19 protein-coding genes are annotated in these 21,180 nt (G+C 58.7%); 8 read left to right on the forward strand and 11 right to left on the reverse strand.

The window, feature by feature from the left end; all coding sequences use genetic code 11:
• Nucleotides 1-188: 188 nt before the first annotated feature.
• Nucleotides 189-1,082 carry a LysR substrate-binding domain-containing protein gene (locus ACR0AZ_RS10910; RefSeq protein WP_480472448.1) on the reverse strand — a complete coding sequence of 298 codons (894 nt, stop codon included), beginning with the start codon at nt 1,080-1,082 and terminating at the stop codon, nt 189-191.
• 226 nt (nt 1,083-1,308) lie between these two features.
• Here ACR0AZ_RS10910 and ACR0AZ_RS10915 point away from each other — a divergent pair, with 226 nt between their 5' ends.
• From ACR0AZ_RS10915 to ACR0AZ_RS10930, 4 genes are read left to right on the forward strand one after another with little or no spacing between them, the layout of a single operon-like run.
• Complete coding sequence (locus ACR0AZ_RS10915; RefSeq protein ID WP_480667435.1) at nt 1,309-2,664, forward strand: MmgE/PrpD family protein; 1,356 nt, start codon at nt 1,309-1,311, stop codon at nt 2,662-2,664.
• 14 nt (nt 2,665-2,678) lie between these two features.
• Nucleotides 2,679-2,942, forward strand: a complete 264-nt coding sequence (locus ACR0AZ_RS10920) for a hypothetical protein (protein ID WP_480658884.1) — start codon at nt 2,679-2,681, stop codon at nt 2,940-2,942.
• 36 nt (nt 2,943-2,978) lie between these two features.
• Entirely contained in the window at nt 2,979-3,944 is a 966-nt protein-coding gene (locus ACR0AZ_RS10925; protein WP_480667436.1) for a D-2-hydroxyacid dehydrogenase, read from the forward strand.
• Nucleotide 3,945: 1 nt separating this feature from the next.
• On the forward strand, nt 3,946-5,493 hold the full coding sequence (locus tag ACR0AZ_RS10930) for a trimethylamine methyltransferase family protein (protein ID WP_480667437.1): 1,548 nt from the start codon (nt 3,946-3,948) through the stop codon (nt 5,491-5,493).
• A gap of 36 nt (nt 5,494-5,529) precedes the next feature.
• On the opposite strand, the gene ACR0AZ_RS10935 is transcribed toward ACR0AZ_RS10930, so the two are convergent.
• From ACR0AZ_RS10935 to ACR0AZ_RS10950, 4 genes are read right to left on the reverse strand one after another with little or no spacing between them, the layout of a single operon-like run.
• Nucleotides 5,530-6,270: a maleate cis-trans isomerase family protein gene (locus ACR0AZ_RS10935; RefSeq protein ID WP_480667438.1), complete on the reverse strand. Its 741-nt coding sequence runs from the start codon at nt 6,268-6,270 to the stop codon at nt 5,530-5,532.
• The gene (locus tag ACR0AZ_RS10940) at nt 6,267-7,334 is read right to left on the reverse strand and encodes a pyridoxal phosphate-dependent aminotransferase (protein ID WP_480667439.1); all 1,068 of its coding nucleotides are present in this window, start codon (nt 7,332-7,334) and stop codon (nt 6,267-6,269) included. The genes ACR0AZ_RS10935 and ACR0AZ_RS10940 overlap by 4 nt, the downstream gene beginning before the upstream one ends.
• Nucleotides 7,331-8,983: a hydantoinase B/oxoprolinase family protein gene (locus ACR0AZ_RS10945; RefSeq protein ID WP_480667440.1), complete on the reverse strand. Its 1,653-nt coding sequence runs from the start codon at nt 8,981-8,983 to the stop codon at nt 7,331-7,333. Before ACR0AZ_RS10945 ends, ACR0AZ_RS10940 begins: the two co-directional genes overlap by 4 nt.
• Nucleotides 8,983-11,076 carry a hydantoinase/oxoprolinase family protein gene (locus ACR0AZ_RS10950; RefSeq protein ID WP_480472432.1) on the reverse strand — a complete coding sequence of 698 codons (2,094 nt, stop codon included), beginning with the start codon at nt 11,074-11,076 and terminating at the stop codon, nt 8,983-8,985. Before ACR0AZ_RS10950 ends, ACR0AZ_RS10945 begins: the two co-directional genes overlap by 1 nt.
• 519 nt (nt 11,077-11,595) lie before the next feature.
• On the opposite strand from ACR0AZ_RS10950, the gene ACR0AZ_RS10955 reads away from it, so the two are divergent.
• A complete protein-coding gene (locus ACR0AZ_RS10955) occupies nt 11,596-12,414 on the forward strand; it encodes a DUF2189 domain-containing protein (protein ID WP_480472430.1) in 819 nt (272 codons plus the stop codon).
• A 68-nt stretch (nt 12,415-12,482) separates the two neighbouring features.
• Here the strand turns inward: ACR0AZ_RS10955 and ACR0AZ_RS10960 are convergent, their stop codons facing one another.
• The 3 genes from ACR0AZ_RS10960 to ACR0AZ_RS10970 are packed head-to-tail and all read right to left on the reverse strand — an operon-like array spanning nt 12,483 to nt 15,560.
• Complete coding sequence (locus ACR0AZ_RS10960) at nt 12,483-13,448, reverse strand: sensor histidine kinase (RefSeq protein WP_480472428.1); 966 nt, start codon at nt 13,446-13,448, stop codon at nt 12,483-12,485.
• The gene (locus tag ACR0AZ_RS10965) at nt 13,436-14,113 is read right to left on the reverse strand and encodes a response regulator transcription factor (protein WP_480472426.1); all 678 of its coding nucleotides are present in this window, start codon (nt 14,111-14,113) and stop codon (nt 13,436-13,438) included. Before ACR0AZ_RS10965 ends, ACR0AZ_RS10960 begins: the two co-directional genes overlap by 13 nt.
• Nucleotides 14,091-15,560, reverse strand: coding sequence for a DUF4153 domain-containing protein (locus tag ACR0AZ_RS10970; protein WP_480667441.1), 1,470 nt, complete (start codon nt 15,558-15,560; stop codon nt 14,091-14,093). Before ACR0AZ_RS10970 ends, ACR0AZ_RS10965 begins: the two co-directional genes overlap by 23 nt.
• A 172-nt stretch (nt 15,561-15,732) precedes the next feature.
• Here ACR0AZ_RS10970 and ACR0AZ_RS10975 point away from each other — a divergent pair, with 172 nt between their 5' ends.
• The 3 genes from ACR0AZ_RS10975 to ACR0AZ_RS10985 all read left to right on the forward strand — a co-directional run bounded on the left by ACR0AZ_RS10975 (nt 15,733) and on the right by ACR0AZ_RS10985 (nt 19,491).
• Nucleotides 15,733-18,039, forward strand: a complete 2,307-nt coding sequence (locus ACR0AZ_RS10975) for a Tex family protein (protein WP_480667442.1) — start codon at nt 15,733-15,735, stop codon at nt 18,037-18,039.
• Between the two features lie 201 nt (nt 18,040-18,240).
• Nucleotides 18,241-19,131, forward strand: a complete 891-nt coding sequence (locus ACR0AZ_RS10980; RefSeq protein ID WP_480667443.1) for a LysR substrate-binding domain-containing protein — start codon at nt 18,241-18,243, stop codon at nt 19,129-19,131.
• Nucleotides 19,132-19,323: 192 nt separating this feature from the next.
• Nucleotides 19,324-19,491, forward strand: a complete 168-nt coding sequence (locus ACR0AZ_RS10985; RefSeq protein ID WP_480472419.1) for a hypothetical protein — start codon at nt 19,324-19,326, stop codon at nt 19,489-19,491.
• Nucleotides 19,492-19,842: 351 nt separating this feature from the next.
• On the opposite strand, the gene ACR0AZ_RS10990 is transcribed toward ACR0AZ_RS10985, so the two are convergent.
• The 3 genes from ACR0AZ_RS10990 to ACR0AZ_RS11000 are packed head-to-tail and all read right to left on the reverse strand — an operon-like array spanning nt 19,843 to nt 21,174.
• Nucleotides 19,843-20,064: a Rieske 2Fe-2S domain-containing protein gene (locus ACR0AZ_RS10990; protein WP_480472417.1), complete on the reverse strand. Its 222-nt coding sequence runs from the start codon at nt 20,062-20,064 to the stop codon at nt 19,843-19,845.
• Between the two features lie 5 nt (nt 20,065-20,069).
• On the reverse strand, nt 20,070-20,405 hold the full coding sequence (locus ACR0AZ_RS10995) for a carboxymuconolactone decarboxylase family protein (protein WP_480472415.1): 336 nt from the start codon (nt 20,403-20,405) through the stop codon (nt 20,070-20,072).
• 10 nt (nt 20,406-20,415) lie between these two features.
• Nucleotides 20,416-21,174 carry an amino acid ABC transporter permease gene (locus tag ACR0AZ_RS11000; protein ID WP_480472413.1) on the reverse strand — a complete coding sequence of 253 codons (759 nt, stop codon included), beginning with the start codon at nt 21,172-21,174 and terminating at the stop codon, nt 20,416-20,418.
• Nucleotides 21,175-21,180 lie beyond the last annotated feature (6 nt).

Here is a 21,180-nt window from a genome sequence, read left to right on the forward strand (position 1 = left end):
GACTTGCAAAATAATACAGGCCAATGCATCCGAAAACTCTGTGCAAGAGCTTCGACAATTCCGATGCACCTTTCAAACGTGGCTTTACATTTGGCTTGTCCTTCAAAGTGAACAAAGCAGGTCCGGCGACTGAACCGCGCCAGCGCACCATTGGATTTCGTGTTCGTTCTGGCGCCGGAATATGCTGATCATCCATGTCGGGCATTGGTCTCCGAAGCAGCCTTCACCAGCCAATCCTGAAACAGGCGAACTGGGGGTGTTACGGATTTTCCCCTGAGCTTGACGTAGTAGGCCCAAGGGCTATCCAGATCAAATTCCAGGGGCTCGATCAGCAACCCACGCTCCAGGTAGGGTCGCACAAGTGATTTAGGCAAGGCCACGCAGCCCAGCGATTTGGCGGCGAGTTCCATCGCGAGATTGGAGGCATTGGTCCGAGGGCCCTCTTTCTGATTGAGATCCTGAAGTCCAAACTCTGCCGCGATCTTTTCCCAATATGCGGGCCTGCCCAGAATGTGGATCAAACGCGCATCCTGCAATTGCTGCGGCTCGGTGAGCGCGCTGCCCCTCACCTCGAAACCGGGCGCACAGACTACGGTCAACTTGTCCAACCACAATCGCGTCAATCCGTCTGCCACGTCATCAACATGATTGAGCGTGATGGATAAGTCCGAGACATTTGGTTCGACATCAGTCCAGATCGTGCCATGTACGGTCAAAGCGATATCAGGGTGGACCTCTGCGAACCCTTGAATGACGTCAGGCAGCCAGTTCTCTGCCAGACTGACCGGGCATGAAACGACCACGGTTCGATTGTGCGAGCGCTGGACAATCGACTGCGTCGCTGCATCGATCTCCTGCAGCGCATGACGCACCGATGGCAAATAGGCTTTCCCCACATCCGTCAGCGACAGTGACCGCGGATGCCTCACGAATAGCGGGCGTTTTATGAACTCTTCCAACGAACGCACATGATTGCTTACGGCTGACTGGGTACAGTTCAACTCTTCAGCCGCACTGGTGAAACTCAAATGCCGCGCGGCAGCCTCGAATGAGCGCAAGAAGGAGAGGTGAGGCAGAGTCATCATAGCGGGCACATCCGAGACAGGTATCAGGCCAATTAGGCCGCATAATCCGAAGCATTTCGCCCATTTGCGACCTCAGAACTGGTTCGTTCGCGACACGACTGTTCGATAGTCACAAAAAATCCGGTGCCATAGCCCGCAGTTTGTTTTCGTGCCGCATACCGAAAAGAGGTCTAAATTGGCCAGAGACATCCGAATTCCAAACCTCAACGCATGCAGGCAAGCCGTGACGGACACTTTTGATAAGGTTGCAAGTTTTACCCTTGCCAGCAAGGTCGAGGATTTCCCCGATACAACACTGCAAGCGGCAGCGCTCATGCTGCTGGACACGCTGGGCATCACAATCGGGTCTGGTCCCATGGCCGCCGGAACAATTGCCCGGGATACGGCTCGGGCACTCTATGGTGCGGGCGAAGACGCACTTGGCGCGCGAATGGTTTTCGACGGCCGCCGTGTCAGCGTGGCCGGTGCAGCCTATGCCGCGGCCACCCAGACAGACAATCTGGATGGGCATGACGGGTACAATCCTACCAAGGGGCATATCGGCGTTGTGATCGTCCCCGCTCTGATGGCGCTTGCCGAGACGGTCGATGATTTCTCGGGTCCCGAAGCACTGGCCGCAGTCACCATCGGCTATGAAATCGCCGGACGTGCGGGCATCGCTCTGCACGATACTGTAAGCGATTATCATACTTCGGGAGCGTGGAACGCCTTGGGGGTTGTTGCGCTTGCCGCACGGATGCGCGGCCTTGATGCAAATCAGATGCGTCAAGCAATGGGCATTGCAGAATATCACGGCCCCCGCAGCCAGATGATGCGCGAGATCGCCAATCCAACCATGCTGCATGATGGCTCAGGCTGGGGCGCGCTGGTGGGCGTATCTTCGGCCATTTTGGCCGAGAAAGGTTTCACCGGAGCGCCTGCAATCACCATCGAAGCTGACGATGTCGCCCCGCATTGGCAGGACCTTGGTCAGTTCTGGCAGATGGAGCGTCAGTACGTAAAACCCTATCCGATCTGTCGCTGGGCACATGCTGCCATTGATGCAACGCGCGCATTGATGCGCGAACACGACCTGAGCCACCACGACATCGCGTCCATTCAGGTCAACACGTTCCATGAAAGCGCCTGTCTGTTCCAGGGCATGCCCGACGACACCTCAAAAGCACAATATTCCCTACCCTTTGCGGTCGCCACGATGGTCGCCCACGGGCGTATCGGGGTCGAACATATCACCGGGGCCGGTCTCGCGGATCCGCTGGTGGCCTCGATTGTCGAGCGCATTTCCGTAGCCGAGGCGGCGCGCCATTCGGATCGTTTTCCCAAAAGCCGCTGCGCCGATGTCAGCATCGTGCTGAAAGACGGACGTCATCTGGACTCGGGCGATGTACATGCCCGCGGCGGTCCCGAAGCTCCGATGGATCGAGACGAGGTTATCGGCAAGTTCATGGAATTTGCCGCGCCATCGCTGGGCGAGGCCCGGGCTGCCGCCATTCGCGACGCGGTGCTGGGGCTGACCGCTCCGACCTCAAAGTTCTCGGATCTGGGCGCATTGATCTACGACGCGCCTGACAGGGCGTAAGCGGAACCAATGCAATGCCTTTGAGTCTGTTGAAATACACGCTGTCGGACACGTACCCAGAGACCGAAGATATCCCGGCCACGCTCAATCTGAAACCCAGCCATGATGCCTTGATCAACAGTGGTGGCATCCACAATCTGGCCTATGCCCAAAGCCAGATCGCCCAGATCCGCGTCGGCCGTATTGAAGCGACCACATGGCGCTCTGAGCATCAGGGGCAGGACAGGTTCTGCGTCTTCGCCGACATCTCAAGCACCGCTTTTCACCCAGATGATTGAAACCGCTGCTCAGGAATTCAACAAAGAGGTCGCGCTGTGAAATCCCCCGTTACCATTCTACACACAGACAACCCCGAGGCCTCAAAGGCTGTGCTCACCCAACAGCATCCGGATCTTGAAATCCACACCTGCGACAGCTACGAGGCTCTGCCCCAAATGATCGCGGATACGCAAGCCGAGGTGGTCTATTCTGTCCGCTTCGCGGGCACGCCCGGCTTCCCCCGTCAGGCGTTGATAGATGCCCCCAGCGTAAGATGGGTCTCGGTGGGTGGATCAGGAACGGATCATATGAACCCGTGGGATACAGAGACGTTCACCTTGACCAACGCCGCAGGCGTCGCAGCGGATATGATGGCGCAATATGCGTTGGGGGCGATGCTCCATTTCTCGCTGGATCTTCCCGGGTTCCGAGACGCTCAAGCACGGCGGGACTGGATCCCGGGCAAGGTCGAACCGATCGACGGTAAGACCGTGTTGATCCTGGGCCTTGGTCAAACCGGTATGGCCGTCGCAGCCCGGTGCAAAGCGATGGGTTTGTCCACGATTGGCGTGCGTGCGCGTCCCAAAGATACTCTGAATGTTGACGAGGTGCATGGCATGGACGCCCTGCCCAACCTCTGGCCGCGGGCCGACTTTATCGTTGCCTGCGTGCCATTACTGGACAGCACTAAGGGTCTGGTCAACGCCTGCGCATTCGCCAGGATGAAGCCCGGTGCGGTGATCATTGACGTCTCACGCGGGGGCGTGATTGACGAGGCTCCACTGGTACACGCGTTGGAGACCGGCACCTTGAAAGGGGCCGCTCTGGATGTCTTCGCCATCGAACCTCTGCCTGCAGTGCATGTGCTGTGGGGGTTCAGCAACGTGATCATTACCCCGCATTGCTCATCGGTTTACGAGGGCTGGGATCTCAAATCCGTTGAGATGTTTTCGGACAACCTCTGGCGCTATCGCAAGGGCGAAGCGCTGACAAATATCGTCAACCCGCAACGAGGATACTGACATGGCACGAGAAAGACGCAGCGCCCGTGGCGGTGGTCGGCGGGGCAAAAGTGATCGCAGCAGTGCAAGCATCCAGCAGCTGCCCTGGCAGGATGTAATCAACACATCCCCCAAAATGGAACTGCTGAGCGAAGAGCAGTTGGATCAGCTGCACGCGACCTCAATGCGTATCCTGTCCGAGGCCGGAATTCGCGTCATGGGCGACAATGTGATGGACCTGTTCGAGAGGGCCGGAGCATTGGTGGACCGCGATACCAAGACCATCCGCATTGACGAAAGCATCGTTACCGCGGCGCTGAAATCCGTCCCCAGGACCTTTACGCTGACGGGTCGTAACCCGGATAAGCGGATCACGATGGGGGGCAACCATGTCAATTTCGGCCTCGTCGCGGGCCCGCCGAATGTACATGACTGCATCAACGGCCGGCGACCGGGCAACTATGAAGACTACTGCAACTTCATCAGACTGGCCCATCACTTCAACGCCATCCACCTGATCGGCAATCAGGTGACTGCACCGCTTGAGATGCCCGCCAATAACCGGCATCTGGACACTTATAACGCCAACCTGAGCTATAGCGACCTCAGCTTTCACTCCACGGCGATTGGACGGGGCCGTGCAATTGACGGCATCAACATGATGGCGATAGCACGCGGCATGACGCTGGAAGAGATGCGTACCGATCCGGGACTCATTACGATCATCTCGGTCAACTCTCCGCGCCTGTTCGACGACGCGATGGGTGACGGTTTGATCGCCATGGCCGAGCATGGCCAACCGGTTACGATCACACCGTTCACTTTGATGGGGGCAATGACCCCGGTCACCCTTCCCGCCGCGCTGGCGCAACAGAATGCCGAGGCGCTGTTTGGCGTCACCCTGACCCAGCTGGTCAATCCCGGCACGCCGGTGATGTACGGGGCCTTTACCTCGAATGTGGACATGCGCTCGGGTGCGCCTGCGTTTGGCACACCGGAAAACACCAAGGCCAACATGATCAGCGGCCAGCTAACGCGGCGATATGGCATTCCGTACCGGACCTCAAACGCCAACGCCTCGAACGTGGTCGATCTGCAAGCTGCCTATGAGACGATGATGGCCACATGGGGCGCCGTTCTGGGCGGGGCAAATCTGGTCTATCACGCGGCCGGATGGCTCGAAGGCGGGCTGACCGCATCCTATGAGAAACTCGTTATGGATGTGGAAATCCTGCAGAACATGATCGAGTATCTGAAGCCGCTGAAATTCGATGAAAGCGAACTTGGATTTGATGCGATCAAAGACGTGCCCACTGGCGGCCATTTCTTCGGCACCGAACACACGATGGAGCGTTACGAAACCGCGTTCTACGCTCCGATGCTGTCCGACTGGCAAAACCACGGCGCGTGGGAGGCCGCAGGATCGAAAACTGCACTGAACCGGGCAACCGAAATCTGGCAACAAGCGTTGCGGGAGTATGTAGAACCCGTGATGGACCCCGCGATCCGCGAGGAGTTGGACGCCTATATCGCCAGGCGCAAAGAAGAGATTGGCGGGGACGAACCGTAGGCACAAAAAAGGCCGGGTCATCAGCCCGACCTTTGCTTACAGAAGGTCGAGCAACCGCCCCGGCACATTGCCTTGCCGAGGCAATTCCAAGGCTCGCATCAACGCAAACATCATCGCTTGGTTCGAGGTCACAACCGGTTTGTTCAATGTCGCCTCAATCCGGTCGACGGCTTCGACGGCACGCATATCGGTGCAACTGAGTACAATGGCCTCGGCCTCGGGGTGGTCGGCCTGACAGGCCAGATCGAACACCTCGTCAGGGGTCAGCTCACCCTGACCATAGTTTCCCAGCTCGCGGCCAATATCGGCGCATTTAACCGTTGTGATCTGGTTTTGAGCCAGAAAGTCCACCGCTTGCATGTTTATCTCGCCAAGATAAGGCGAAGAAAAGCCAACCTTGGTCACACCCAGCGTCTTGATGGCGCCCACCAAAGCCCCAGCCGCCGTGAACGACAGCGCACCCGATCCGGCCTTGATGTCTTGTGCCAGTTGCTCGTCAAACGACGGACCATGGGTCAGCGTCGCAGAGGTACAACCATACAGCACCACATCGGGTCGCACGCCTGAGATCATCTTCAGGTCATGGCTGATATCCGATGCCCCAAGACCAGCCATCTGATCCGAGCCGGGAATCTCATCCACGTCATATCCACCCATGCGCTGGAAATGCACCGTTGTATCCGGGCAGCGCATCAGCATCATATCCGCTTCGAGATTGGTGTTGGTGAAGGGCACCAATACGCCGATCTTAGCCCGTGTGCGGGTCTCATGAGTCATGACGTCACCTCTTTCAGAACGGCCAGACAGCGGTCCATGATGTCCTGCTCGCATATCGTGGCGCGCAGACAATCACCCAGACCATAGCCTCCCATGCCGCGCATCAGCAGCCCCTCGGCCCGCAAGGCAGCGTCCGCCCTATGCGCGGTTTCAATATCTGCAAATCGGATCAATACGAAATTGGTATGGCTGGGTGCAACAGACAGCCCCAGCGCCCGGCACCCATCGGCAAAGCGATCCCGAATGGCAGCAGTTTTCGCCACCGTTTCGCGCATATGTGCCTGATCGCGCATCGCCGCCGCGGCCATGGCTTGCGAGGGGATCGAGACATTGTTGGGATTCAGCAACTTGCGCACTTCATCCGCAACCGCAGGTGGGAACAGACCCCAACCCACGCGCGCGCCTGCCAGCCCATAAGCCTTGGAGAAGGTGCGCATGACCACAGTATCTCCACGATCCACCAACGCGAATATCTCGGCGGGATCTTGAGAGTGATCGGCGAACTCGGCATAGGCTTGGTCGACCACCAGCAAAACATCTTCCGGCAGGGCATCGCGCAGACGGATAATGTCTGCATTCGGGATCAGAGTACCGGTTGGATTTCCCGGGTTGCAAACGAAGACGATCCGCGTCTCTGGCACAACAGTCGCCAGAATGTCATCGACCGAAACGGTCAGAGCCACCTCGTGCGCTTTCACATAGTCCGCCCGTACCTGCGCCGTCGCCGAGGCCACATAGGCGTAACCGTAATCCGTGCCCAACACGCGGTCACCCGGCCCGGCAAAAGCGCGGATAAGGCAGCCGATCAGTTCCATCGACCCGGCCCCGCACAGGATATGCTCAGCCGTCACACCATGCGTTTCGGCAATCGCAGCGCGAAGCTCGGGCCAGTCGGGATCGGGATAGAGCGGCATCTGCTGCAGTGTCGTCTGCCCTGCCGCAATTGCTGCCGGGCTTACCGGAAAGGCACTTTCGTTCTGGGCCAGAGAAACGGTGTCCGGACCGCCCAGATCAGCCAAGGCGTAGGCAGCCATCTGCCGGACATGATCAACTGCCCTGATCATGACGCACCCCCATAGACCTTCGCGCCTTCATCCGTGACCAATCCGCGTTTAAGATCCAGCGCCAGAGCCTCTGGATCTCTCTTGACTGGATCGCCGAATCCGCCGCCGCCGGGCGTGTCGAAGATCAGATAGTCATCACCTTCCACGCGCAGTTCGCCCTTGCCTGGGATGTCGCTATTACCATCGCGGAACCGGATCCGCCCCGGCGCACCGGGTTGTCCGCCCATGCGACCAAGGGCCGGGAATTTCAGACGTTCGACAGAAAGGAACACAATGAACGGGGCATTGTTGGACGAAGTCATCTCAATCCTCTGGCCCAATCCACCGCGATACTGACCGGCACCACCGGAATCAGGCAGCAGCTCCCGCCGCCACATGATCACAGGGGCCACACTTTCGGTGATCTCGACCTGAGAACCGAAGACCCCCGATGGATAAGCAGTCGCCGACAACCCGTCCGCATGGGGCCGCGCGCCAGTGCCACCGTTGTGCACAGGTTCAATTGCAAACTCGCGCCCACCATTTGCCGCGACTTCGGGCGCGTGGCGCATGGGCAGGTCGAACATGCACGAGGCACCTTCGGCAGGAACTTGATCCGGCAGTGCCTGATGCAAACAGCCTAACACCAGATCGGGGGTCACCTGCCCCAGCGTATGACGCATCGCCACCGGCACCGGGCGCTGCGCATTCAGGATGCAACCCTTGGGGCCATCGACAGTAAATGGCTCCAACGAACCCGCATTGTTGGGAATATCCGGCCCGACGATGCAGCGCAGGGCAAAGACCGTATAAGCCGTGGCATAGTTCAGCGGCACGTTGATGCCCTTTTTCGAACAGCCCGACGTGCCGGTGAAATCCACATGCATCCCGTCCTTGGTGACGGTCAGAGTGGCGTGCAATTCCAACTCGTTCTCGTAACCATCCATGCGAAGTACGTTCTTGTAAACGCCCTCGGGCACCTCGGCGATGGCCTCCAACGCGCCCTTACGCGACGTGCCGACAATGTAGTTGCCCAGCGTGTCCAGATCATCGATCCCGAACTCGTCCATCATCGCAACCAGACGAGTCACCCCGGCCTCGCAACAAGCGATCAGGGCGTAGATATCACCCTCGTTGGCGATCGGCTCACGCGAGTTGGCGCGGATGATATCCATCAGCAGCGCATTGGGCGTCCCTTCTTCGACCAGCTTGCACGGCGGGATCAACAACCCTTCATCGTATATATCCGAACCTTCGGGACCCATACCAAGACCGCCCAAATCCACCAGATGCGAGGTGCAGGAGGTGAAGCCAACCACTTTGCCATCCTTGAAGGCAGGCATCATCAGCAGGAAGTCATTCAGATGCCCCGACGCCAACCAGGGGTCATTGGTCATATAGATGTCGCCGGGTTTCATGTCCTGCAATGCAAAGCGCGCGCGCAGATGCAGCACGGCTTCGGCCATCGTATTGATATGGCCCGGTGTACCAGTCACGGCCTGAGCCAACATCCGGCCGTTGACGTCAAATATCCCGGCAGAGATGTCACCGCATTCGCGTACGATGGGCGAGAAAGCAGCGCGGATCAGGGTCTGACCCTGTTCTTCGACCACCGCCAACAGGCGGTTCCACATCACTTGCAGGCGGGCGGTGGAAAGTTCGGCAGTCATCATGCGCCTCCTTTCTGGTCTTGAACAAGGACAAGGTTGCCGATGGCATCCATATGTGCCGAGAAATCGGCGGATACGAGCGTGGTGGTTTGTGGTTCGTGGATCAATGCAGGGCCCGAGACGTGATCGCCGGGTTTCAGATCAGCACGAGCCACAAAAGCCGCGTCTTTTGCTTTACCATCGACATCACAAGTGATGGGGCGTGTTTCAGTCACGACGAACACCGACCTATCAGGCGTTCCCGGCACCGGCGGCACTGCGCTATCGGGGGTGGCGACGCGCACCGCCCAGTTCAGAATCTCAATCTTCATCCCCGGCACGGGGCGCGAGAATTGTTTGCGATACTCTTTCTCGAATGCAGCGGTCAGAGGGGTGATATCCTCGACCGACAGTGCCCGATCAGGGAGGGTGATCTCGATCTCGTGCCCCTGCCCGTTGTAACGCATGAAGGCGGTGCGTTGGATCTCGGTCGGCGCATCGCCTGCGCCTTGGGCCACGACTTCCTTTGCCTCCGCAATCATAACGTCGAACAGACGGTTCACGCCGTCCATATCCATACTGTCCAGCAGTGAATAGCGCGAGCGGACGATCTCGAACGAAACCGGCGCAAACAGGAAGCCCACCGCAGACCCGACGCCCGGATTAGGTGGGACCACGATGCGCGACACACCGGCAGAGCGTGCCACCCGACTGGCATGCAGAGGGCCGTTGCCGCCAAAAGCGATCATCGTGCGCGGTCCAAGGTCCTTGCCGCTTTCCACTGCATGCATCCGCCCGGCGCTGGCCATGCTCTCGTCCACGATACGGCTGACTCCGTCGGCGGAGCCCACAGCATCAAGGTTCAGCTTTTCACCAATCACACGGGTCAGTGCAGCCTTGGACCCTTCGGGATCGAGTTGGATATGCCCCTCGGCGAAGGTATCTGGCACAATGTACCCGAGGGTGATGTCGCTATCGGTCACGGTGGGATCGGTGCCTCCGCGCATGAACGCCACTGGCCCCGGTTCAGACCCGGCCGATTTCGGGCCAACGGTCAGGCGGCCCAAGCGATCCACACCCGCGATCGAGCCACCGCCAGCGCCGATCTCGATCATCTCGATCACCGGGATGCGCACGGGCATGCCCGACCCCTTGATAAACCTTGCGGCACGCGCGATTTCGAATGACCGCGAGGTTTGCGGGCGTGCGTTGTCGATCAGGCAGAGCTTCGCCGTGGTGCCCCCCACATCAAAGGACAGAACCTCGTCCAAACCAGCCCGTGCGGCGATGCGCGCGGCCAGAATGGCCCCACCCGCCGGACCGGATTCGACCAAACGGATGGGAAACCGGGCAGCCGTCTCGACCGTGCACATGCCACCACCTGCAGTCATCATCAGGATCGGACAGGTGATCCCTTCGGCCTCGAACTGGTCGACAAAACGGGCCAGATAACTCTCCATCAACGGCTGAATATAAGCGTTGGCCACGGTGGTGCAGAGCCTGTCAAATTCGCGCGCTTCCGGACTGACATCAGAAGAAATCGAAATCGTCAGATTGGGGCGATGCTCGCTCAGGATTTCTCGCAATCGCCGTTCGTGAGCAGGGTTGGCATAAGCATGCATCAAACAGATGGCGATGGCCTCGGCCCCGCTTGCATCAATCTCGGCAAGCAGGCCATCGACCTGCGTTTCATCAAGGGGGATCAGCACCTCACCCTCGACAGACATCCGTTCACTTATGGTCAGGGATCGTTCCCGCGGGACCAGCAGGTCCGGTTTTTCCAAGTTGATATCGTATTGGGAATACCGCCGCTCGTACCCGATATCGAGGATATCGCGAAAACCTTCGGTGCAGATGGTCGCCACAACGGCCCCGCGCCGTTCGATCAGCGCGTTGGTTGCCAGGGTGGTTCCATGGATGAACCCAGTCACCTCAGCCAGAGACCGGCCAGATTGCGCCATGACACGAAGTGCGCCCTCCATAGCGCCTTCAGCAGGGTTTTGATGAGTAGTCAGGGTCTTGGTCGAGGCCAACATGGTCTCGTTACCGGAAACCAGAACTGTGTCGGTAAATGTGCCGCCAATATCAATGGCCAGGCGCAGCGCAGTCGTCATGTATCATCCCGTGTTCTTGTGAGTGTAAGCAACAAAAGCACCCTTGCGGGTGGTTACCAACACATCGGCACAAGGTCACAACCGGTTGCACGGCGGCCCAAGCAGCTGGGGATGATCTGACAAGTCATGCAGGCATAATGCGTGCTGACGCGTTGGCTACTAGCGAGTTTGCGACAAAGCGGCCTGCAAGCGACAAAATTCTCGCTATCGGGCAGAATAGGCTACCAGGTCTAGCCTGTAGATTTACGGGAACTTGTCCCGCGAACCATCATCGACCGGGGTTTGGCCTGGAATAAACGCTGTTCGCCATGCTCCAGACCGTATCAACCCATTTCGTATAGTTGAGACGCCCAAGCGAGCACGCACTCCCCGCGATAGCGTCGCTTGGCTGCCATACTCCTCCCTTGCCCTCGCGTTTCACCTGATGCAGACTTTTACGTAGAGGAGGAATGCCTGTTTCACCGCTGCGCCTACTCGTGAACAGCCCAGCACGGTTTCATGCTTTGGGAGGACTCTATCATGACATCCAAGACCGCGGGTCCCACGCCACCCGACAATCTGTCGCCGCAGCAGCAAGCCATGCCTGAAGTCAACAGGCTGACGGTGGATGATATCACCGCATCGCTGAAGGATGGCTTTTCTGACTTCCTCGCGCGCCCCTTGATGAGTGGTTTTTTCGGCCTGTTCTATGCGGTTTTCGGCATCCTGTTTGTGTGGTGTCTGGTCTGGCTCGGAAAGATCTGGATGATCATTCCTGCAGCGGTAGGCTTTCCGCTGGTGGCACCATTCGCTGCCGCCGGGCTTTATGAAATGTCCCGTCGGTTGCAGAAGGGTGAGAGTTTCGGCTGGTCCGAAATCCTCACTGTCATGGCCAATCAACGCAAGCGTGAAATGGGCTGGATGGCCTTTGTCACGCTGTTCATTTTCTGGGTATGGACCTACCAGATCCGCCTTTGGCTGGCGATCACCCTGCAGAAATCATCCTTCTCGGATTTTGAAGGGTTTTTGAACATCGTATTCTTCACACCGCAGGGCTGGACCTTTCTGGCGATCGGCACCTGTGTCGGTGCCTTTCTGTCGGCTGTCCTGTTCTCGGTGACCGTTGTTGCCATGCCCATGCTGCTCGACCGGGAAACCAATTTCGTATCCGCCATGTTAACTTCCATCCGCGTCGTCACCGAGAGCCCCGTGGTCATGCTGAGCTGGGCGGCGATCATCTCGGTCACCATGCTGTTGTCGTTGGTTCCGGCATTTCTTGGCCTGATCTTCACCCTGCCAATCCTCGGCCACACCACATGGCATCTCTATCAGCGGGCTGTGTCACCGGCAGAGGTGTGATCACTAGATTCCCAACCTATAACAACTGGTTGCGGGGCTATGTACGATACGTGCCGCGAAATCTCTGTTCACGACATCGCGAACACGATCTCAAACCGTGCTCCGCTCTCTGAAGGTATCAACGAGATCTGCGCGCCATGTGCCCTCAGAAGATTTTCCGCGATTGCCAGACCCATGCCTGTGCCCCCTTGTTCGCGAGCCGTCGTGAAGAAAGGCGCAAAAATCCGGTCCCGGTTGCCCTCGGAGATCCCCGGACCATCATCCTGTACGATCAATTGTCCCGGCGCCGCGCTGAGCACCACCTGACCCGCCCCGTGGCGGCAGGCATTGTCCAACAATTGCTGTAAAACCACTTGCAGGCCTGATGCGGCCAGCGGCAGACGTTCGTCAACGCTTTCAAACCGAAGGGGCAGGTCCGGGAAACGTGCACGCAGATCTTCTGCAAGCTCTGCCAGCGTACATGTTCCGTGATGCTCTGGTGCCCGTGCGGCAGCGACACGGTTGAGGGCGCTGAGCTGGGTTTGCATCTGATCGCTGGCACCCAGAATCTGTTGCAGCAACGCACGGTCTTGATCCGCTAGCCCCTTGGCCTCCTCCAGCAACTCCGCCGCTGCGCGGATCGAGGTTACCGGTGTTTTCAGCTCATGCGTGACATGGTCGGCGAAACTGCGGATCGAGGTTTCACGTCGTTGCAGAGTTTGAGCCATACCGAGAACCGAGCCGGCCAGACGGGACAGTTCCTGCGTGCCATAGTGCCGAGGCGGGTCCGTGCGTTGACCACGCTCGACCGCCCCGGAATAGGCGGCTAATGCCGAAATCGGCCGAAGCAACAAGCGCACCAACAGATATCCCAGTACGCCGGTGGCCAGTCCAATCAGGCCCGCCAACAAGACTGCCGCGTTGCGAAAGCCGACCTCGGGGCCAAGATAGCGCAACGCGATGAGGCCCAGCAACGACAGAACCAGCGTTCCCGCCAGTGCGCCGCCAAGCACAAAGCCCAACGATGGGCGCCACTTGCGCCTCAGCTCGGCCATGCGCCCATCCGTAGGCCGATGCCATGCACGGTTTCGATGGCGCTGGCCCAACCGTTTTCGCCCAGTTTGCGGCGCAAGTTGCGCAGATGGCTATCCAGCGTTCGGTCCGCAATCGCGCTGCCCGCACCGTAGATCGCATCAATCAATTGCGGGCGCGAGACGATTGCCTCGGGCGTTTGCATCAGGCGGCGCAGGATCGATAGCTCGGTCGCGGTCAGGGTCAGCGGTGCCCCATCGAGCTTGGCGGAATGACCTGAAGCATCCAGTTCGACCGGACCATGGCGCAGAATGGCCATCACACCTCGGGTCGTGCTGCGTTTCAGGATCGCCTTGATCCGCGCCACCAATTCGCGCGGACTAAAGGGTTTGGTGACGTAGTCATCCGCCCCAAGCTCGAGACCCAGAATCCGATCAACCTCATCATCGCGAGCCGTCAGGAACAGGATCGGCACTTCTGAGCGCGCGCGTAGCTTGCGACAGACCTCAAGGCCATCCAACTCGGGCAACCCGACATCCAGCACCACCAGATCGGGGGCTTCGCGCATGGCATGGGTCAGCGCCATTTGCCCGTCGCGGGCGGTGACAACCTGATAGCCCGCGCGTTCCAGCGTAATCGAGACCAGCTCGCGCAGGCGCGGGTCGTCATCCACGACGAGGATTTTCATCAGATGCCTCCGGCTTCGCTTCGGTGGTCAGATTACGGATCACTCGATCCGCGCGAAACCCCCATTCCCGCCAATTGGTGATCTGTGGGGTCCATGCGGAACAGCCTGTTGGGCGCGGAGAGCGCGCGAGCTCTGCGGCGGCCATTGGGCCAAGCCGACAGACATAATATGCGTCGTAACGCTGCGGATGGTTCAGGTTCTCGCGCGCGATCAGCGCTGCAAAGTTCACGAAACAGCAGGCATAGAGCACACCGAACCCCAACCCGGCAGATCGCACCAGCAGCCACCGGTTCGATTTGCCCCGCAAGATTTGCCATCCAGTCAAACACAGCCCGGCGGCCACCAATGCCATCCAGATCGCTGCATGTACCCGCAGATAGGTAAGCCCGTAAGCCTCGACATATAGAGACAAGCGCATGAGGGACGAGATCACCAGCAACACGTTCTGACCTAACCACAGCATCATCCAACGGGTCAGACCCTGCCGCTCAGCCAGAAACGGGCGGGCAGCCAATGCGAAGGCCCCAGCCAACAATGCGGTCGCCAGCAGAGGATAAGCGCCGCGATGGGCATATTCTGCGTGGCCCATCCCCTCGGGAAGCTCTGCATTTCCCCAAAGAAACGCCACATCCATGATCGTTTGAACTGCCAGCAGCAGATTGAATGTTATCAGCGCATTGGCCACGGACCCGGCATTCAAACCAAACCCGGGCAGAGACCGGCTGCGTTGAGGTCCAACACGCGGGGCCAGCAAGCCGGGCTGTATTGCCACGGCCAGAAACGGCCAGATCACCATCGAAGCCCCGAGCCAGAACAGAACCCGGTCAAACCGGAGGTCGAAGCGCCACAGCCTATCAAGCCAATCTGACAATACCGGATTTGCCGAGACCATGAGAGAGATCAGGATCAAAGCTCCGCCAACCGGGAAACCCCAAGCCCGCAGCAATCTCAAAATCGCTCCGTCAGCACGCGATACCGTCTGACTATGCCGGATCGCTTCAATTGCCTGGCGGATGGCGAGAAACGGGACTTGCGACAGAAATCTTCGATAAGACGCGCCACTCCATTGGCCCAAAACAGCCCAACACAACGCAACAGTCGAACCGCCCAACAGGAAAGCAACCGATAGGGCCTGCACATATTCCACGACCGGCAGAACGCTCAGGACCAACAAAACCGCAGGCCCGGTCAACCCGGTGCGCCTGCCCAGAAGCACCCATATGACGCCCGCCACAGCCAGCGCGAATACGGCCAGCGACACCCCCGGCGCATAATCCAGAAACAATACATCCGCTAGCGCAACAAGAACTGCCAATCCTCCGACCGCGTGGCGTTTGCCCGGCCCCAAGCTGCCGTCGCTCCTGTTGCCTTTCTGCTCGGGCGCATCAAACCACCAGCTGTCCTGCAAAACCGACGCGGGAACTCCGCGCACGATGAACTGTCCCATATCACTGCTCCTTTTTGTTATGGTGCAGCCTTTGTCTGGTGGCCTTAGGTGCAGATCGCCGCGCAGCACTCGTGCAGTTTTCGTGCAGAGCGGGGTTTATGACTGAAACCCCCTTCCCCTCGCCTGCCCCTCTGGCTAAGACGGTCCCCCAACCGTCTGTCAGGAGGCCCCTTTGGACCGCATCGCCCGCACCATCGCCACCGAGATCAATGCCCGCCCGGAACAGGTAGGGGCCGCGGTCAAATTGCTGGATGAGGGGGCAACGGTGCCCTTTGTCGCGCGCTACCGCAAAGAGGCGACCGGCGGGTTGGATGACACACAGTTGCGTACCCTGTCCGACCGGCTGACCTATCTGCGCGAGCTTGAGGCCCGGCGCGAAGCGATTGTGAACTCGATCAAGGATCAAGGAAAGCTGACCGATGATCTGATCAAATCCATCGCGCAGGCCGAGACCAAGGCGCAGCTGGAAGACATCTACCTGCCTTACAAGCCCAAACGTCGAACCAAAGCTATGATCGCCCGTGAAAATGGCCTTGAACCGCTTGCCGATGCCATTCTGGCAGAGCGCTCGGCAGATCCCGAAGCATTGGCCGAAGGGTATTTGGGCGACGCCGTCCCGAACACCAGGGACGCCCTGAACGGAGCACGCGACATCATCACCGAGCGGCTGACCGAGAATGCTGCACTTTTGGGAGAGCTGCGCAATTTCATGCAGCGCGAGGCATTGTTGACCGCCAAGGTGATCGAAGGGAAAGAACAGGAAGGCGCGAAGTTCAGCGACTATTTCGATCATACCGAGCTTTGGGCCAAAACCCCTTCGCATCGGGCGCTGGCGATGCTGCGCGCCTCGAAAGAGGGGATTGTAACGCTGGATATCGCGCCCGAGCCCGAAGCCGGTGCCGCGCGGGCTGAGGCGATGGTCGCTGCCCATCTGCATACAAGCGGTGATGGCCCCGGTGACAAATGGTTGCGCAAAGTTGCCGGCTGGACCTGGCGCGTGAAACTGTCGCTTTCGATGATGGTCGAACTGATGGCCGATCTGCGCAGCCGCGCGCAGGATGAGGCGATTCAGGTGTTTTCGCGCAATCTTAAGGATTTGCTGTTTGCCGCCCCTGCAGGCGCGCGCGCGACGCTGGGTCTGGACCCGGGCATTCGCACCGGCGTCAAGGCCGCTGTTGTGGATGAAACTGGAAAGGTCGTGGCAACTGATACGCTTTATCCGTTCCAACCCAAGAACGACCTGCGCGGAGCCCAAGCCGCCATCCTAAACCTGATTGCCGCCCACAAGATCGAGCTGATCGCCATCGGCAACGGCACCGCCAGCCGCGAGACCGAGCGGATGGTGGCTGACACACTCGCGCTGCTGCCCAAAACGGTCAAGGCACCCACCAAAGTTGTCGTGTCCGAAGCCGGGGCCTCGGTCTATTCGGCCTCGGAACTGGCGGCACGTGAGTTCCCGGATCTCGATGTCTCGCTGCGCGGCGCGGTCTCGATTGCCCGCCGTCTGCAAGACCCACTCGCCGAGCTGGTGAAGATCGAACCCAAAAGCATCGGTGTAGGCCAATACCAGCACGATGTGGACCAGCACCGCCTGTCTCAATCGCTGGAGTCGGTGATCGAAGACGTCGTGAACGCAGTGGGCGTCGATCTGAACACCGCCTCAGCGCCCCTGCTGTCGCACGTTTCGGGCCTCGGGCCCGGTTTGGCCGAAGCCATCGTGACCCATCGCGACATCAACGGGGCCTTCACCGCGCGCAAAGACCTGCTGAAGGTGGCGCGACTTGGCCCCCGTGCCTTTGAGCAATGCGCAGGCTTCTTGCGTATCCGCGAAGGGGCGGAACCGCTGGACGCCTCATCCGTCCACCCCGAGGCTTATGACGTCGCCCGCCGCGTTGTCGCCGCATGTGGGCGCGATATTCGACAGATCATGGGCCATGATGGAGCCCTGAAAGGGCTGCGGGCCGAACAGTTTGTTGATGATACATTCGGCCTGCCGACCGTGCGCGATATCTTTGCCGAGCTGGAAAAACCGGGCCGGGATCCGCGGCCCAGCTTCAAGACCGCTTCGTTCACGGACGGGGTCGAGGAAATCACTGATTTGAAACCCGGCATGGTTCTTGAAGGCACCGTCACAAACGTCGCTGCCTTCGGCGCATTCGTAGATATCGGCGTGCATCAGGACGGATTGGTACACGTTAGTCAGTTGGCCGACCGTTTCGTCAAAGACCCGCATGAAGTGGTCAAGACCGGTCAGGTCGTCAAAGTACGAGTGGTTGAGGTGGACGTACCCCGCAAACGCATCGGGTTGACGATGCGCAAGGATGGTGGTGCCTCGGCGCGCGAAGATAAAGCCGCGCGCGGGCCGCGCAAACCCGCGCCTCATGGCAAACCCAAGAGCGTTCGGAGTGGAAAGCCAGACCACAGCACGCAAAACAGCGCCTTTGGCGACGCACTTCGGGATGCGCTGAAATCCAAGTAGCCATTGCGGCTGAACATCAGGCGCTGCACTCACGCTGTATCGTCGATTGATGAAACCGGGCCGCTGTTGTTCCAAAACGGCCCGCGCATCTCTGCCATACTCAGCTCAAATCAACCATTTGCAAGCCAGTCTCCCATATGTAAAATCTCCAATATCAAGCAAAACATAAGAAATTCTTATAGCTATACCCACGAGGATCCAATGCGCCACAGTCAGCTCAAAGCCTTCCACAATGTTGCGCTCCATGGTGGGTTCTCGACTGCGGCCGAAGCGTTGTTTCTGACCCAACCTGCAGTCTCAGAGCAAGTGCGAAAGCTGGAACAGGATCACGATCTGCTGCTGTTTCAGCGCGAACGCAGACGCGTTTCTTTGACACCTGAGGGCGAGAAGTTGTTTCGCTTTACCAAGCAATACTTTGAAATCGAAAGTCAGATCGAGGACTACCTGTCGGAATCGAAAGCATCGATCGACGGCGAATTACGGATCATCGCTGACTCGGCCCATCACCTGACGGATTACCTGGGCCCATTTCGTGCGATGTACCCCAACATCACGATCATGGTTCGATCCGGAAATACGAATGAAATCCTGGAAGAGCTGCGAGCTTACAATGCCGAAATCGGTATTGTGGGCAGCCCTTCACCGGGCAGCGACATGACGATGCTCAATCTGGGTGCCACCAACATCGTCGCCTTTGCCGGGCACGGAGTGCTGCCACTTTCAAAAACATCACTGTCGTTCAAAGAGCTCAAGAAACTGCCACTTATCTTTCGCGAACAAGGTTCCAAAACCCGTCAGAAACTTGAGGAAGAGGCGCGCCGCAGAAAAGTCACCCTGAAACCCGCCATCGTCGCCGAAGGGCGCGAAGCAGTCCGCGAACTGGTGGCCTCGGGGGCGGGCATCGGCTTTGTCTCACGCGCGGAGTTCGGGCGCGATGACCGATTGCGCCAGATCGAACTGGCAGATGTCGATCTGCAAATGGGCGAAAGCATGATCTATATGACCCAGCGCCACGAGGTGAAGGTCATCCGCGCGTTCATGGACTTCGTCCGACGCGTTCAGGATGAAAAGCATTCGGAAACAACCGGATAAAACCGGGGCCCGACACGCGCGAACCCTCATTCGTCGCCTTTGTAATACCCGATCACATCGTTTTCTGTTGTTGCCCCTAGGCCGTTCAACAAACGGTTTGAGTAGTTGAAATAAGCACAGACCTGATTGACTTCGAGGGTCCTCGATATCCGTCTTTGCACCGGTGCAAACGTAGGGGTATCGGGCATGGTCATGCAGGACGGATTTTTGCTTGGAACCAGCTCGAAATTCTACGAACTCTATGGGTGGGAGCTGCGCGAGCCCTTGGCAGTTCAGTTCGAAAGCAGCCGCCCGCTGGGTTTCCCGGGCCACCCGATGGATGTGCATAGCGCCGAGATGCATTATGCAAAAAATCGGTAAGATGTTCGAGCTCGACCCGCTGACCATGCATTCTTGGCATGCCGGGATTCATCCGAGCCGTGCCTATTCTGCCTCCACGCATCAGAATTTCGATAAGTGGAGCGGCTCGACCTTTGGCAACCCGCGACCACTGCACTTCCACACCCGCGGGCATTACGCGCTGGGTGAGATTTCGCTGAACATTCTGGACCCAACCATCCGCGTTGAAGGGATCGTGATATGGGGGCTGAATCCAGAATGCATCCCGGGTGGCGCCCAGATCCAGAGACATACCCCGGCGTCAAAACGGTTTTTGATGCAACGGCGCGGACTATGGGACAGGGTTCCCATGGCAGGCTCAGCGTGTCCTGATCAGCCTGCCGCTTCTGTAATGGTCCCGCGAGACAAAGGCAGCTTATGGTGCGAGCAGGCATCCTTGAGCGTAATAGCCATGCCCTCAGCGTCGCGATAGATCACGATCTCATCGTCGAATATCCGCACAGCGCTGAGTTCGCGGCCAAAGTCCTCAGACCGGCCAGCGACGTACCTGCTGTCTCGGATAATCCCCTCAGCACCGGCCAGATCAGGAGGCATTAGGCTTACTCCGAAAACACGTCATAGGCCTTTAGCGCCTTGGCGCTGTAGGCATAGGACGGCCCTCCGCCCATATAAGTCGCCATCGCCAGCGCCTCGCACAGCTCGTCACGCGTCGCGCCCAGCCGGACCAGCGATTTAACATGAAACCCGATGCAACTGTCGCAGCGAGTGGCGATCGCGATGCCAAGCGCCATGAACTCCTTGGTCTTTTCGCTCAGCGCACCATCGGTCTTGGCCGCCTTGCCCATGATGCCGAATCCGCGCACGGTTTCGGGTACCTCTTTCGAGAAAGCCCCTATATTGGCCTCGGTCTCGGCCATGAAATCTTTCCAGTTCATCACTTACTCCTTATCCGCGCTCATCCGCGCCCATGCGGCGTTCCAACCAGCGCACGCCTGCACTGATGATCAGAACCAGGACCAGGTATTCAAAGATCAGCAGTGTATAGATTTCCAGCGGGCGGTATTCCGTCACCACCAGCTCGTTCGCTCGTCGGGTCAGTTCCTGCATTCCGATGACGCTGGCAAAGGCACTCATCTTCACAATGTAAATAAACTGGTTCGCCAGCGGTGGCAGGATACGCCGGATCGCCTGCGGCAGGATCACATAGCGCATGGTCTGCACATAGTTCAGCCCGACGGTCTGCGCCGCCTCGCGCTGTCCGCGGGCGATGGATTGGATACCTGCGCGATAAATCTCGGCCGTGAAGGCACTGTCAGAGATCGCCAGAGTGATAATCGCGCCCCAGAACGGATCGATGGGCACGTTCATCCCCATCGACTGGAACACGATGGGCAAACCATAAAACACCCAGAACAACATCGGCAGCAGGGGAATGGCGCGAATGAACTCGACATAGACCCGGTTGACCAGCCGCCAACCCCGTTTCTCGGACAACCCTGGCAAAGCTACCAACAGGCCAATCACGATTGAAAGGACGGCGGCGATCAACGAGATCAGGATCGTCGAGCCCATCCCGGAAATCAGGAATTTGACATTCGTCCAGCCCGAGTCCGTTGTCGGATTGATGACATACCAGCCCCAGGTCTGGGAAGATGAGCAGCCTGCCAGCAACAGCAGCGGCGATATCAGAAATAGTTTTCTCATCGGCCC

Source organism: Ruegeria sp. BE3, assembly GCF_056538865.1.

Bases quoted from the DNA above. Each gene is read 5' to 3' on its own strand.
- ACR0AZ_RS10910 (WP_480472448.1), bottom strand. From the start codon at position 1,082: ATGACTCTGCCTCACCTCTCCTTCTTGCGCTCATTCGAGGCTGCCGCG.
- ACR0AZ_RS10920 (WP_480658884.1), top strand. From the start codon at position 2,679: ATGCCTTTGAGTCTGTTGAAATACACGCTGTCGGACACGTACCCAGAG.
- ACR0AZ_RS10930 (WP_480667437.1), top strand. From the start codon at position 3,946: ATGGCACGAGAAAGACGCAGCGCCCGTGGCGGTGGTCGGCGGGGCAAA.
- ACR0AZ_RS10935 (WP_480667438.1), bottom strand. From the start codon at position 6,270: ATGACTCATGAGACCCGCACACGGGCTAAGATCGGCGTATTGGTGCCC.
- ACR0AZ_RS10940 (WP_480667439.1), bottom strand. From the start codon at position 7,334: ATGATCAGGGCAGTTGATCATGTCCGGCAGATGGCTGCCTACGCCTTG.
- ACR0AZ_RS10945 (WP_480667440.1), bottom strand. From the start codon at position 8,983: ATGACTGCCGAACTTTCCACCGCCCGCCTGCAAGTGATGTGGAACCGC.
- ACR0AZ_RS10950 (WP_480472432.1), bottom strand. From the start codon at position 11,076: ATGACGACTGCGCTGCGCCTGGCCATTGATATTGGCGGCACATTTACC.
- ACR0AZ_RS10955 (WP_480472430.1), top strand. From the start codon at position 11,596: ATGACATCCAAGACCGCGGGTCCCACGCCACCCGACAATCTGTCGCCG.
- ACR0AZ_RS10960 (WP_480472428.1), bottom strand. From the start codon at position 13,448: ATGGCCGAGCTGAGGCGCAAGTGGCGCCCATCGTTGGGCTTTGTGCTT.
- ACR0AZ_RS10965 (WP_480472426.1), bottom strand. From the start codon at position 14,113: ATGAAAATCCTCGTCGTGGATGACGACCCGCGCCTGCGCGAGCTGGTC.
- ACR0AZ_RS10970 (WP_480667441.1), bottom strand. From the start codon at position 15,560: ATGGGACAGTTCATCGTGCGCGGAGTTCCCGCGTCGGTTTTGCAGGAC.
- ACR0AZ_RS10980 (WP_480667443.1), top strand. From the start codon at position 18,241: ATGCGCCACAGTCAGCTCAAAGCCTTCCACAATGTTGCGCTCCATGGT.
- ACR0AZ_RS10985 (WP_480472419.1), top strand. From the start codon at position 19,324: ATGCAGGACGGATTTTTGCTTGGAACCAGCTCGAAATTCTACGAACTC.
- ACR0AZ_RS10990 (WP_480472417.1), bottom strand. From the start codon at position 20,064: ATGCCTCCTGATCTGGCCGGTGCTGAGGGGATTATCCGAGACAGCAGG.
- ACR0AZ_RS10995 (WP_480472415.1), bottom strand. From the start codon at position 20,405: ATGAACTGGAAAGATTTCATGGCCGAGACCGAGGCCAATATAGGGGCT.
- ACR0AZ_RS11000 (WP_480472413.1), bottom strand. From the start codon at position 21,174: ATGAGAAAACTATTTCTGATATCGCCGCTGCTGTTGCTGGCAGGCTGC.